Origin of the sequence: Rhodopila sp. (assembly GCF_965276935.1) — a bacterium.
In the GTDB taxonomy this organism is placed as follows: domain Bacteria; phylum Pseudomonadota; class Alphaproteobacteria; order Acetobacterales; family Acetobacteraceae; genus Rhodopila.
Window position 1 is genome coordinate 1,661,188 of the sequence record NZ_CBDIBS010000003.1, and the last position, 12,303, is coordinate 1,673,490.

At 61.2% G+C, this 12,303-nt stretch carries 11 protein-coding genes; 6 read left to right on the forward strand and 5 right to left on the reverse strand.

Annotation, left to right across the window (positions count from 1 at the left end; genetic code table 11):
* Positions 1–163: 163 nt before the first annotated feature.
* From dnaA to ACQY4S_RS15580, 3 genes are all read right to left on the reverse strand, one after another.
* A complete protein-coding gene (gene dnaA / locus ACQY4S_RS15570; RefSeq protein ID WP_428486097.1) occupies positions 164–1,681 on the reverse strand; it encodes a chromosomal replication initiator protein DnaA in 1,518 nt (505 codons plus the stop codon).
* A 406-nt stretch (positions 1,682–2,087) separates the two neighbouring features.
* Positions 2,088–2,357, reverse strand: a complete 270-nt coding sequence (rpsT, locus tag ACQY4S_RS15575; RefSeq protein ID WP_428486098.1) for a 30S ribosomal protein S20 — start codon at positions 2,355–2,357, stop codon at positions 2,088–2,090.
* Positions 2,358–2,547: 190 nt separating this feature from the next.
* Positions 2,548–3,435 carry a cation diffusion facilitator family transporter gene (locus ACQY4S_RS15580; RefSeq protein WP_428486099.1) on the reverse strand — a complete coding sequence of 296 codons (888 nt, stop codon included), beginning with the start codon at positions 3,433–3,435 and terminating at the stop codon, positions 2,548–2,550.
* A 314-nt stretch (positions 3,436–3,749) separates the two neighbouring features.
* On the opposite strand from ACQY4S_RS15580, the gene ACQY4S_RS15585 reads away from it, so the two are divergent.
* The gene (locus tag ACQY4S_RS15585; protein ID WP_428486100.1) at positions 3,750–4,265 is read left to right on the forward strand and encodes a hypothetical protein; all 516 of its coding nucleotides are present in this window, start codon (positions 3,750–3,752) and stop codon (positions 4,263–4,265) included.
* A 63-nt stretch (positions 4,266–4,328) separates the two neighbouring features.
* Here the strand turns inward: ACQY4S_RS15585 and ACQY4S_RS15590 are convergent, their stop codons facing one another.
* Complete coding sequence (locus ACQY4S_RS15590) at positions 4,329–4,739, reverse strand: hypothetical protein (RefSeq protein WP_428486101.1); 411 nt, start codon at positions 4,737–4,739, stop codon at positions 4,329–4,331.
* Between the two features lie 756 nt (positions 4,740–5,495).
* Between ACQY4S_RS15590 and ACQY4S_RS15595 the strand changes: the two genes are divergently transcribed.
* From ACQY4S_RS15595 to ppdK, 5 genes are all read left to right on the forward strand, one after another.
* Positions 5,496–6,359, forward strand: a complete 864-nt coding sequence (locus ACQY4S_RS15595; protein ID WP_428486102.1) for a glycine--tRNA ligase subunit alpha — start codon at positions 5,496–5,498, stop codon at positions 6,357–6,359.
* Positions 6,360–6,432: 73 nt separating this feature from the next.
* Entirely contained in the window at positions 6,433–6,678 is a 246-nt protein-coding gene (locus tag ACQY4S_RS15600) for a type II toxin-antitoxin system VapB family antitoxin (RefSeq protein ID WP_428486103.1), read from the forward strand.
* Positions 6,675–7,070 carry a type II toxin-antitoxin system VapC family toxin gene (locus tag ACQY4S_RS15605; RefSeq protein WP_428486104.1) on the forward strand — a complete coding sequence of 132 codons (396 nt, stop codon included), beginning with the start codon at positions 6,675–6,677 and terminating at the stop codon, positions 7,068–7,070. The genes ACQY4S_RS15600 and ACQY4S_RS15605 overlap by 4 nt, the downstream gene beginning before the upstream one ends.
* A gap of 2 nt (positions 7,071–7,072) precedes the next feature.
* The gene (glyS, locus tag ACQY4S_RS15610; protein WP_428486105.1) at positions 7,073–9,175 is read left to right on the forward strand and encodes a glycine--tRNA ligase subunit beta; all 2,103 of its coding nucleotides are present in this window, start codon (positions 7,073–7,075) and stop codon (positions 9,173–9,175) included.
* 11 nt (positions 9,176–9,186) lie between these two features.
* Complete coding sequence (gene ppdK / locus ACQY4S_RS15615) at positions 9,187–11,856, forward strand: pyruvate, phosphate dikinase (protein WP_428486106.1); 2,670 nt, start codon at positions 9,187–9,189, stop codon at positions 11,854–11,856.
* Between the two features lie 62 nt (positions 11,857–11,918).
* On the opposite strand, the gene ACQY4S_RS15620 is transcribed toward ppdK, so the two are convergent.
* Positions 11,919–12,182 (reverse strand): dodecin, encoded by a 264-nt coding sequence (locus ACQY4S_RS15620; protein ID WP_428486107.1) that lies wholly within the window; start codon positions 12,180–12,182, stop codon positions 11,919–11,921.
* Positions 12,183–12,303: the final 121 nt, after the last annotated feature.

Genomic DNA, 12,303 nt, shown 5'->3' on the forward strand with positions numbered 1-12,303 from the left:
CAAAGGCTGACGCCCTTGGAACCCATTTAGGGATTTGGGGGAGAGGGGGCTACTCAGTCGTTGTAACCGCCTCGGTCGCCCCCTCACCCCCAAACCCCTGAACGGGGATCAAAGGGGCATCCGCCCCTTTGCGGGTCCAGGGCAGCGCCCTGGCCTTCTTCGTTTAGGACTCCAGCAGCCGCCGCAGTAGTTCCACATCCTCGGCAAAGGTGCCGTCGCGCTGCATGAGTTCGCTAACGCGTGATACCGCGTGCATCACGGTCGTGTGGTCTCGGTTGCCGAACTTGCGGCCGATTTCCGGCAAGCTGCGGCTGGTAAGCTGCTTGGCGAGGAACATCGCCACCTGCCGGGGTCGGGCGACGGCGCGGGCGCGGCGGGCAGAGGACATATCGGTCAAACGAATGCTGTAATGCTCAGCAACTTTCTTTTGTATCTCTTCAATTGTTACACGACGATCGTGCGCCTTCAGGATGTCGTGTAACACCTCGTGCGTCGTTTCCAGCGTCACCGGCCGGCCGAACAGATTGGCGTGCGCCACCAGGCGATTTAGTGCGCCTTCAAGCTCACGGACATTCGACGTGATCTTGTGCGCCAGGAACTCGAGCACCTTCACAGGTACGGGAACGCCGGCACGGGCTGCTTTTGCTTCCAGGATCGAGATGCGCAATTCATACGTGGTGGTATGCAGGTCTGCCACCATGCCACAGCCCAACCGGGTTCGAAGCCGGTGCTCCAACCCATTTAGGTCGGAGGGCGACTTGTCGGCGGATACGACAATCTGTTTGCCGGCCTCGACCAGGTAGTTGAACGTATGAAAAAATTCTTCCTGGGTGTTGTCCTTGCCGATAAGAAATTGGAGATCGTCGATCATCAACACGTCGACGTTGCGCAGGTGCTCCTTGAACTCCATCGTGGACTGGCTGCGGATGGCGGCAATGAAGCGATACATGAATTTTTCCGCGGACATATAGGCCACGGAGACGGGATGGGTTGCGCGGTCCGTCAATTCCCACGCAATAGCGTGCATCAGGTGGGTCTTGCCCAGGCCAACGCCGCCATAAAGAAACAGCGGATTGAACCCTGGGCTGGACGGCCGTTCGGCGACCCGGCGGGCGCAGGCATAGGCGAATTCATTCGGCTTGCCGACCACAAAACCCTCGAACGTAAAGCGAGGATCGAGGGCCGCGGCCATTTCCGGACGTGGTTCGACCCGATCCTCCTGCCAGCCAGAAGCAGGCATGGCTGAGCTGTTCGAGAAGCCAACCGGAGCCGACGCGCCGTCGATGCCCGGAGGGGAAGCAGCTTCCGATTGCGATGCCCGGTCGTCCGTGCCAGATGCCTGAAGCGCCAGCGGATCGTGCAACACGGTCAGGCTTTTTGCCGGCGGCATGCCTGCCGGCCGCGCGGCGCCTACTCGAATATCCACGCGCCGCACCGCCGTATTCTCCGCCTGCCAAAAAGCACTGATCCTGTCGCCATAGCGACTGGTAACCCAATCTCTCAGAAAACGTGTGGGTAGCGCGACAGTCACTTCGTCACCGTCGATCCCAGCCAAGGTCATCTGCCGAAGCCAGGTACGATATTCGACGTCGCCCACCTCGGTTTGAAGCCGCGCCCTGATCCGTGCCCATTGGGCAGCAAGATGTGGCAGTTCCACAATCTCCGGCTCAGTCGTGGTCATCCAATGCCCCCCGAATTACTTAACTCACTGCCCCACCACATCGTTCCTGGTCCTGACGGTTGATCCGTCGAGATTCCCCGATCCTGGCCAATATGACACAGTTCTTCTAGCCTCCGGAGAGGATTTTACTACAACTTCTTCTGGTTTGGCTGAAGAAAAAGCATTATGTCAGAATTTCGACGTGAGGCAATATCAAACTGGCGACCGTAAAAATGAGGTACAAAAAAGGAATAATGTTCTCGGTATTCTCACTTAACCAGCCTGCTGCTTTATACTACTTGCAATCATTCAACAAGATTGAAGAATGCAAACGCCTACGTCCAATAAAGTCAGATTTCGGACCACTTGCGGTTCGCAGTTACCACCAGAAAGAGCCGGTCAACAAACCGCCTCTCAATTTCGTGCTTCAGGCGCTCGGTAGCGCCTTGATCCGCGCCGCCAGGCGAGACAGTTTCCGCGCCACCGTGTTTGCGTGGACAACACCTTTCCCGGAGGCACGCTGCATCTCCGGCTGCGCCGTACGAAGAGCGTCATTCGCCGCAGACTTGTCACCCGTCGCGATCGCGGTTTCCACCTTCTTCACAAACGTTCGCATGCGCGCCTTCCGCGCATGATTGCGGGCGGTGCGGGTAACTGTCTGACGGATGCGCTTTCGCGCCGAGGCGGTATTGGCCATGAGTCCTTTGGTTTCACATCACGAGTGGCACGTCGCCTCGGGTCCGGAGACCTTTGGCTAAAGCAGAATAAGACGGGCGTTTTACGCAGGCAAAAGATAGGTGTCAAGGTGAAGAAGCACAACTTTTACGTGTTAACAACAGACATATTTATCTTATCGCGTGCAGTTCGTAATTTGCTAGCACGTTAACTTACAGCACCGGAACGCCGCCTCGTTTTGCCTTCTCCTCCGGCTCCACATGAATCGTGATCATGAGGTGATTCATTTCGGCTTTTAGTGTGTCTTCGATCCGGTCACAGATCGTATGGGCCGTTGCGACCGTCATTGCACCCGGCACCACCAGATGGAATTCCAGGAAGGTCAGCCGTCCAGCATGTCGGGTCCGCAAATCGTGCGCCTCAATCGCGCCGGCGGCGCTGTTAGCCACCAGTTCCTTGATCCGGGCCACCACAGCCGGTTCCGGCGCGGCATCCATCAAGCCGCCGACCGAGCTGGAGATCATTGCCATGCCCGACCACAATACATAGACGCCCGTGGCGGCGGCCAGGCATGGATCAAGAATCAAGCGGCCGGTGCTGACAGCCAGCACGACGCCCACGGCGATCCCCACCGACGTGACAACATCGGCCAGCAAATGCCGCGCGTCGGCCAGCAACGCCGGCGACCGCAACCGCCGCCCGGCCTTCAGCAGCGCCGTCGACCATACCGCATTGATCAAGGTTGCCGCGGCGTTCAGCGCGATGCCCTGAAACGGCAGCTCGAGCGGACGAGGCCGCAACCAGCTCCGCCAACCCTCATTGAAGATCAGAATGGCGGCGACGACAATCAGTGCGCCTTCAATGACCGCGGCAAAGAACTCTGCTTTATCATGGCCATATGGGTGATTGGCGTCGGCCGGACGACCCGCGAAACGCAGGGCGATCCACGCGATCAGACTCGCTGCGACATTGACGATCGACTCCAACGCATCCGAATAAAGCGCGGCGCTGCCAGTGACCCACCATGCAGCGCCTTTCAGGCCCAGCACGAGGCAACCGGCTAGCGTGCTGCCCAGCGCGAAACGCTCCCCTGTCGTCATGCCGCGCGCCTAGCACATTGAAAGGATGCCGTCAGCCGCCGCATCCAACGGGCTGGCAACTCAGGCGCCTGCCGTGCTGATGCGACCACCAATTCTTGATGCGGCACCGGCCATTAACGCAGTTTCGCACGCACCAGCCGCCGGCACGGTGGGGCCAGTACAACCGCACCAGGTCGGCACCCCCAGGCCAAAAGATCCACTGCGCACCGCCTTGTCCCGATCCGACGGAACGTTCCCATTATATCAGGAAATTGCCTTGGCAACACAAGAGCGCCACGCTATCCACCGTGGCCAATACATAAAAGGAGAATCGCATGCGCCGTCTGCTGAGCGTCGCCGCGGCCTTGAGCATGATGTTCGCCCAACCAGTACTGGCGGCTCCGCAGTGCACGGCATCGATGGATGAATCCGCGTTCGAGATCCAGGCCCTGCGCAGCGAACTGATGGTCCTGGCAACAGGCTGTCACGACGACGACCGCTATAATGCCTTCATCCGCCGGTACCAACCCGACCTGCAGGCCAACGAACGCGCAATCAACGCCTACTTCGTCCATCGCTATGGCCGCAACGGCCAGACCGAACACGACCGCTTTGTCACCGACCTGGCCAACGCCATGTCGCACCAGGGCAGCGACCTTGGCGGCGACTTTTGCCCACGCAACGGCATGATGTTCAAGGAGGTGCTGGCGCTTCCCGCGCCGTCCGACTTGCCGGACTACGCAGCCGGCAAGGACCTCGTCCCGACTTCCGTGAATATTTGCTCGCCTCTGCCTGCCCCGCCGAAGAAGATCCACCGGATAGTGGCTAAGGTTGCTTCAAAGAAGAGATAGTTGCAGCAGTATCAGCGTAGGGTTTCCCAATCCGGGCGTTGCCTCGGCCGGCACCGCCCACCATCACACCTTCGGGTTTTGCGTGGGCGCCTTAACCATCACTGCAATATTAATAATCGCGTTACCCGGTATCAGCTTTACCGCGAATTTGTCGCTGCCGCTAAAGCCGTGCTCAGGCGTGTAGTCGATCCTTGTGTCGTCGCCAACCTCGTGAATCACGACATTTCCGTGCGCGGGCCGCATCAACAACAAGCCAGCGTCGAATGGTTTGGGTCCAGGCTGCCAAACCGTCAGACCGCACCAGCCACCGTCGTTGCCGAGCTTGATTTCAGTGGCTAGGGTCTGCCCAGCGATTGGCGTCACCTTCGGAACGTCACAAACTTTCGCCCCACCGGACAGGTCAACGGCATAAACCCGCGCGCCGGATCCGATGGGTCCCGCCGGGGAACATGCCTGCGGCAGCAAACCTATCATAACAACGGCGATCCTCGCCATATGCCCAAGGGCATGCAGGTTAGCATGTGGTGGGGTCGGCCCGTCTTCGGTCATATCGTCTGTGCCTCTGGTTCAAGTATGCAAACGGAACCTTCCGCAACCGAGTCCCAATTAGGTCCGCCCGTTTAGAGACATACCCCTTGCGACGGTTATTGGAAGTTAAGTTTGCCAAATTGCGCCCGAGATTGTGGAACCCTGCGGAACAAGCCGATGTCGTAGCCGTGTCCTGAAACCGCTTCAAAAGCCATTGATCAGATTGCCCATCCATGTCCGGTTCTCGCCTCGGGGATGATCACTGCGCGGATAACCCACCAGCGCCTGGTGGCTGTGGGCGTTCCCGGTGGCGATGTCCGGCAGATTACCATCAGGCGGAGTGCTGATGGCAAAGAAGCGGCCGACATTGCTTTTTCGCCAGAATACGGAATACTGGCAATGATGTGCCGCAGCCGGGTTTGACCAATCCGGTCAGGTTCAATGCCAGCGCAAGCGGCTACCGCCATACAGCCGGTTCGCGCGCACACTCGGCTACGCAATCGGCGTCGCTTCAACTTATGGTTCGCCAATGGTCTCCATCGACCGTTATATGGCAAAGACTTTAAACGGACCACCCGATGAAATGATCAAACTCCCGCAGATGTCGGTTGGAGTGGCCGGGCCATTCGCTATCGCCGCGGCTTGTTCGGGCACGGCCGCGGTGCCTGATGGCGTTCTGTTGTGCCATGATCAGGATGCCGAATGAACGCGACCGCACCCAACTTTCAGGATGTTGTCCGCCGGCTGCATGACTTCTGGGCGCGCCAGGGGTGCGTAATCTTGCAACCATATGACATGGAAATGGGCGCGGGCACGTTTCATCCGGCGACCACCCTTCGTGCCCTTGGGTCAAGGCCCTGGCGCGCCGCCTACGTCCAGCCCAGCCGCCGCCCGACCGATGGCCGTTACGGAGAGAACCCAAACCGGCTGCAGCACTTCTATCAGTACCAGGTGATCATAAAGCCCAGTCCGGCGGACGCGCAGGATCTGCTGCTTGAGAGTTATCAGGCGATCGGGCTGGACCCGCTGCTGCATGATTTCCGTTTTGTCGAGGATGACTGGGAAAGCCCCACCCTAGGCGCTTGGGGCCTCGGGTGGGAAGTCTGGTGCGACGGGATGGAGGTCGGCCAGTTCACCTACTTCCAGCAGGTCGGCGGCATCCCGGTGACCTCGCCCAGCTTCGAGATGACCTACGGCCTGGAACGCCTGACGATGTATGTCCAGGACCGCGAGAACGTGTACGACCTCGACTTCAACGGCGCCGGTGTCACCTACGGCGACATATTTTTGCGAGCCGAACGGGAATATAGCGCCTATAACTTCGAACGCGCCGACACCGCCATGCTCTCCTGCCATTTCACCGATGCCGAGAAGGAGTGCGCGGCGCTGCTTGGCGACAAGCTGGCGCTGCCAGCCTATGACCAGTGCATCAAGGCCAGTCACCTGTTCAACCTGCTCGACGCCCGGGGGGTCATCAGCGTTACTGAGCGCGCAAGTTATATCGGCCGCGTCCGCGCACTGGCGAAAGGCTGCTGCGAAGTGTGGATAGCCGGGGAAACCCCATGACATCAATGCTCGGAGTGCCTATTTCTACCGCCCCAAATTTGCATTCTACCACGGCGGGACCATGGGGGCACAGTTGAACATCAAGAGCGAGGATGCTTATCACCTCGCATCGCAGTTGGCTGAACTGACCGGCGAAAGTTTGACCGCCGTCGTGAGCAGGGCGCTTCGGACCGAACTGGACAGCGAGCGGCGGGCGCGCGACATCGACACGAAAGTCGCTAGAATGCTGGCAGCCGGCCAGGAAATTCGCTCTCATCTGCGCGAGGCGATCACTTCAGATCATAGCTGCCTGTATGATGATCTTGGATTTCCCCGGTGATTATCGACGCGTCCGCGTTGCTGGCCATCGTGTTAGGTGAACCGGATGCTGCCTTGTTCGCACGCGCCATCCCATCCGAGCATCACCCGCGCATGCCGTGCGTGACCTGGTTTGAAGCCGCGATGCGAACTGAACTCGCCGGTGATGCGGTTGCCGTCAGCCGATCGGATGATTTCCCAAAGAAATTCGGCATCGACATCATTCCCTTCACCGCCCGCCATGCGGAGGCCGCTCGGCTGGGTCGCCGCCTGTATGGCCGTCCGCACCATCCGGCCGGCCTGAATTTTGGCGACTGCCTGGTTTATGGCGTCGCCAGGTCGGAGCGCGAGCCTTTGCTGTTCAAAGGTGTCGACTTCGCGCGGACGGACGTCCAGCCGGCGCTGAAGGGCTGACGATGGCGGAACTCTTCCTTGAACTGTTCAGCGAGGAAATACCCGCCCGTATGCAGCGCGGCGCGGCCGCCGATCTTGAACGCCTGGTCACCGCCGCCTTGGCCACGATTACACCGTCCAGCCTTGCGACCTGGTTCGGTTCCCGCCGCATCGCCTTGCGCGCTGAAGTTGCCGCCGAGGTCGCCGCCGTCGGCACCACCGAGCGTGGTCCGCGCACCATTGCACCCGAACAGGCGCTTGCCGGCTTCCTGCGCAAGCACAACGCGTCGCCTGACCAGTTGCGTCAGGAAGGCGGCTATTGGGTGCTGGAAAGGCGCGTTGAAGCGATTTCCGCCGTGGGCCTGATCGCTGCCGCGATGCCATCCCTGCTCCGCCGCTTTCCCTGGCCGAAATCAATGCGCTGGGGTGGCACCAGCAGTTTTGTCTGGGTCCGCCCGCTGCGCCGGATCATCTGCCTGCTCGATGGCGCCGTCGTGCCGTTCAACCTGCGTGACGGCGGAGACGACGGCCATGGACTTGCCGCCGACAATCTGACGGAGGGTCACCGCTTTCACGCGCCCGGCACCTTCGCCGTTACCAGCGCGGCCGACTGGCAGGCAAAGCTGACCGAGCACCGGGTGCTGGTGGAGGCCGATCGCCGCAAACAGGTTATCGCCGATCGCATCGCTGGGCTTGCCGCCGAAAAGTCCCTGGTTGTCGTGGACGATCCGGCCCTGCTGGAAGAAGTCGCCGGCCTGGTCGAATGGCCGGTCCCGCACCTCGGCCGCATCGCTGCCGAACACATGGACCTGCCACCCGAGGTCATGCAGGTTTCAATGCGGGTGAACCAGCGGTACTTCTCCCTGCGCACCAACAATGGCGCGGCCGCACCCTGGTTCGGCTTCGTCGCCAACATCCAGGCCGAGGACAACGGCGCGGTGATCATCGCCGGCAACGAGCGTGTCCTGCGCGCTCGCTTCGCGGACGCCAGGCACTTCTGGGAGCTGGATCGCAGGACTCGGCTGGACACGCGCATTCCGGCGCTGGACAAGGTGACTTTCCAGGCAAGACTAGGCTCCCAGGGGGAACGGGCGCGCCGGCTGGTTCGGTTGACGACGCTAATCGCCCCGCTCGTCGATGCCGATCCCGCCCAGGCGGCACGCGCCGCGGACTTGGCGAAGGCGGATCTCCTCACCGGCATGGTCGGGGAGTTTCCGGAGCTTCAGGGTATCATGGGCCGCTACTACGCGTTGCACGATGACGAGGCACCGGCCGTGGCCGACGCGATCCGCGACCATTACGTGCCGCGTGGCCCCGGCGAGCCGGCGCCGTCAGCGCCGGTGTCGATCGCCGTCGCGCTCGCCGACAAGCTGGACCAGTTGGCCGGCTTCTTCGCCATCGGCGAGAAACCCACCGGCTCCGGCGACCCCTATGCGCTGCGCCGCGCCGCGCTGGGCGTGATTCGAATTATTCGGGAAAACGGGGTACGGCTGCATCTGCTTGATCTGGTCGAAAAGGCGCTGCAGGCAATTCCGAACCGGGGCCTGACGGGAACTTTGCTGATACCTGGCAGCGCACGCAGCACCGATGTGGTAGTGCTCGATATCATGAGCTTTATCAAAGAACGTCTTGTCGTCCAGCTTCGCGCTGACGGCGCTCGGTACGACATCCTGAACGCCGTATTCGCTGCGAAAGGCCTGGCCGAAGACGACGACCTGGTGGCTCTGCTGGCGCGAACCAACGCGGTCACCGCGCTGCTGAGCACGCCGGACGGCGCCGACCTCCTCGCCGCCTATCGTCGCGCCGCCAATATTCTACGTATCGAGGACCGCAAGGATGGTCCGCACGAGGCGCTTCCCGACAACGATTATCTGCGCGAACCGGCGGAAACCGTGCTCGCCAACGTGCTGCAGTCGATGCGGGAGGTGCCCAGCCTGCTGCTGCGGCAGGATTATGCCGCCGCCATGACAATGACCGCCCGGCTCCGCTCGCCGCTGGACGCGTTTTTTGATAAAGTGACAGTCAACGCGCCGGAGCCGGAATTGCGCCGCAATCGTTTGCGTCTTCTCAACCAGGTTCGGTCTATCATGGACCAGATCGCCGATTTCTCCCGTATCGAAGGCTAGATGAGGTCCGCATGACCAAGTGGGTTTACAGGTTTGGCGCCGGTCATAATGAAGGCCGAGCGGATATGCGTAATCTGCTGGGGGGAAAGGGCGCAAACCTGGCCGAGATGGCCTCGATAGATCTTCCCGTCCCACCCGGTTTCACTATCACCGCTGATGTATGCACCGCCTTTTATGACAATGACCGGAACTATCCAACGGACCTGAAAGGTCAGGTGGATGACGCCCTGGTCGCCGTCGAGAAAGCCGTAGGCCTGAACTTCGGTGACAAGAATCACCCGCTGTTGGTATCAGTTCGTTCTGGCGCGCGCGTATCCATGCCCGGCATGATGGATACGGTGCTGAACCTGGGCCTGAACGACCTTACGGTAGAGGGTCTCGCCACCGCCGCGGACGATCCTCGCTTCGCCTGGGACTCGTACCGCCGCTTCATTCAGATGTATGGCTCGGTCGTGCTGGGCGTGGACCACCACCGGTTCGAGGAGATCATCGAACACGCCAAGCTGGACAATGGCGTGATCGAAGACACCGCGCTGACCGCCAAGGACTGGCGCGAGGTGGTGGAAAACTACAAGGATCTGGTCCAGCAGGAGACCGGCAAGCCATTCCCGCAGGACCCACAGGCGCAGCTTTGGGGCGCGGTTGGCGCGGTATTCGGATCATGGATGAACCCGCGCGCGATCACCTATCGCCGGCTGCACGACATTCCCGCCGGCTGGGGCACCGCGGTCAACGTCCAGGCCATGGTGTTCGGCAACATGGGCAACGACTGCGCCACCGGCGTGTGCTTCACCCGAGATCCCTCCACCGGAGAGAACATGTTCTATGGCGAGTATCTGGTGAACGCACAAGGCGAAGACGTCGTCGCCGGTATCCGCACGCCGCAACCACTATCCGCCTCGGTCGCCAAGCAAGGCGAGATCCCGCTGGAGCAGGCGATGCCAGAGGCATACGCGGAACTCATGGCGGTCCGCTCCAAATTAGAGAATCACTACAAGGATATGCAGGACATCGAGTTCACCGTGCAGCAAAACAAGCTGTACATGCTGCAGACACGCAACGGCAAACGCACCGCCGCTGCGTCCCTGCGCATGGCCGTGGACATGGCGCGCGAAGGCCTGATCGACGAGGCCGAGGCCGTGATGCGGGTCAACCCGGCCTCGCTCGACCAGCTTCTGCACCCGATGCTGGACCCGAAGGCGCCGCGTACGTTGCTTGGCAAGGGCCTTCCCGCCAGTCCCGGCGCCGCGTCGGGCATAGTGGTGTTCAGCGCCGATGAAGCCGAAAGCCGCGCCGCCAAGGGTGAGGCGGTCATCCTGTGCCGCATTGAAACCAGTCCGGAGGACATCCATGGCATGCACGCGGCGCGCGGCATTCTGACCACCCGAGGCGGCATGACCAGCCACGCCGCCGTGGTCGCCCGCGGCATGGGCCGTCCCTGCGTCTCCGGCGCCGGCGGCATCAGCGTGGACTACAACAACCAGATCCTGGCCGCCGGCGGAAAGGAAATCCGCGCTGGTGAAACCATTACCCTGGACGGCGGAACCGGGGAGATCTTCATCGGCTCCGTCGCGATGATCGAACCCGCCATGTCGGGCGACTTTGGCACACTGATGGAATGGGCCGACAAGAGCCGCCGCATGGGCGTGCGGGCGAATGCGGAAACCCCGATGGACGCGGAAACCGCCCGCAAGTTCGGCGCCGAGGGCATCGGCCTGTGCCGGACCGAGCACATGTTCTTCGATCCGGAACGTATCCTGGCGGTCCGCCAGATGATCATCTCCAACACCCAGCCCGCCCGCCGCGCCGCGCTGGACCGGCTGCTGCCTTTCCAGCGGGAGGATTTTCGGCAGCTCTTCACCATCATGGCCGGCTTGCCGGTGACCATCCGCCTGCTTGATCCGCCGCTGCACGAATTCCTGCCGCATGCGGACACGGAAATGCAGGAAGTCGCGGAAAGTCTGGGCACCGATATCGAGACGATCCGTCGTCGTGCCGCCGATCTGGCCGAGGCCAATCCGATGCTTGGCCATCGCGGCTGCCGCCTGGGCATCTCCTTCCCGGAGATTTATGAAATGCAGGCGCGCGCGATCTTCGAAGGTGCCATCGCGGTGGCGAAGGAAACCGGCAAGGCGCCGCATCCGGAGATCATGATTCCGCTCGTCGGTATGAAGAAGGAACTGGAAATCACCCGCGCGCAGGTGGACAAGATCGCCGCCGAGGTCTTTGCCCAGAGCGGCACCACGATCGACTACAGCGTCGGCACGATGATCGAGCTGCCGCGGGCCGCGATCCTGGCCGACAGCATCGCCGAGGTTGCTGATTTCTTCAGCTTCGGCACCAACGACCTGACGCAGACCGTCTTTGGCCTGTCCCGCGACGATGCCGGCAGGTTCCTGCCGCAGTATGTGGAGGCGGGAATTCTGCCGAAGGACCCGTTCGTCTCGATCGATGTCGAAGGCGTTGGTGAAATGGTGCGTATGGCCTCGGTCAAGGGGCGCGCCACGAAGAACGCACTCAAGCTGGGCATCTGTGGGGAGCACGGCGGAGATCCCGCCTCGATCGCGTTTTGTGAGCAGGTCGGTCTGGACTACGTATCGTGCAGCCCGTTCCGAGTGCCAGTCGCCCGGCTTGCGGCGGCACAGGCGGCATTGGGTGCGGAAAGCGACAGGACGGCATGACAGTCGTTGCAAGAACAAGCGGGCAAGTATTGCCCACTTGTTCTTGTCAGTTTCAGTCTGACTCACTCCTCAAGGGTAAAGCCGACCTTCATCGACACCTGGTAGTGGCGGATTTCACCCTCCTCGACCTCACCGCGCAACTGAGTCACTTCAAACCAGCGCAGGTGCCGGGTTGTTTTGGCGGCTCGGGCAATGGCGTTGTCGATTGCGTCAGCATGACTGATCTCGGACGACCCGGCAATTTCAATGACCCGGTAAGTGTGATTCGGCATCGGTGACTTCCCTTCCAACGTTGCATGCTCGGCTTTAACCAGTGGGTTGGCCATCGGTGGCATATGCGCCGTCGATTTTGTTCAGGCGGCTGGCTGACTTGTGCCATTGGGCCGGCCGCGCTTCACTGCGGGGCCGAAACGCCGTTCGCATGTCAATTTGGAGTCGGAATTAAAA

Excerpts from the sequence above, each read along its gene's own strand:
- ACQY4S_RS15620 (WP_428486107.1), bottom strand. The coding sequence starts at position 12,182 with ATGGCCAACCCACTGGTTAAAGCCGAGCATGCAACGTTGGAAGGGAAG.
- ACQY4S_RS15595 (WP_428486102.1), top strand. The coding sequence starts at position 5,496 with ATGAACGCGACCGCACCCAACTTTCAGGATGTTGTCCGCCGGCTGCAT.
- rpsT (WP_428486098.1), bottom strand. The coding sequence starts at position 2,357 with ATGGCCAATACCGCCTCGGCGCGAAAGCGCATCCGTCAGACAGTTACC.
- ppdK (WP_428486106.1), top strand. The coding sequence starts at position 9,187 with ATGACCAAGTGGGTTTACAGGTTTGGCGCCGGTCATAATGAAGGCCGA.
- ACQY4S_RS15585 (WP_428486100.1), top strand. The coding sequence starts at position 3,750 with ATGCGCCGTCTGCTGAGCGTCGCCGCGGCCTTGAGCATGATGTTCGCC.
- dnaA (WP_428486097.1), bottom strand. The coding sequence starts at position 1,681 with ATGACCACGACTGAGCCGGAGATTGTGGAACTGCCACATCTTGCTGCC.
- ACQY4S_RS15580 (WP_428486099.1), bottom strand. The coding sequence starts at position 3,435 with ATGACGACAGGGGAGCGTTTCGCGCTGGGCAGCACGCTAGCCGGTTGC.
- glyS (WP_428486105.1), top strand. The coding sequence starts at position 7,073 with ATGGCGGAACTCTTCCTTGAACTGTTCAGCGAGGAAATACCCGCCCGT.
- ACQY4S_RS15590 (WP_428486101.1), bottom strand. The coding sequence starts at position 4,739 with ATGATAGGTTTGCTGCCGCAGGCATGTTCCCCGGCGGGACCCATCGGA.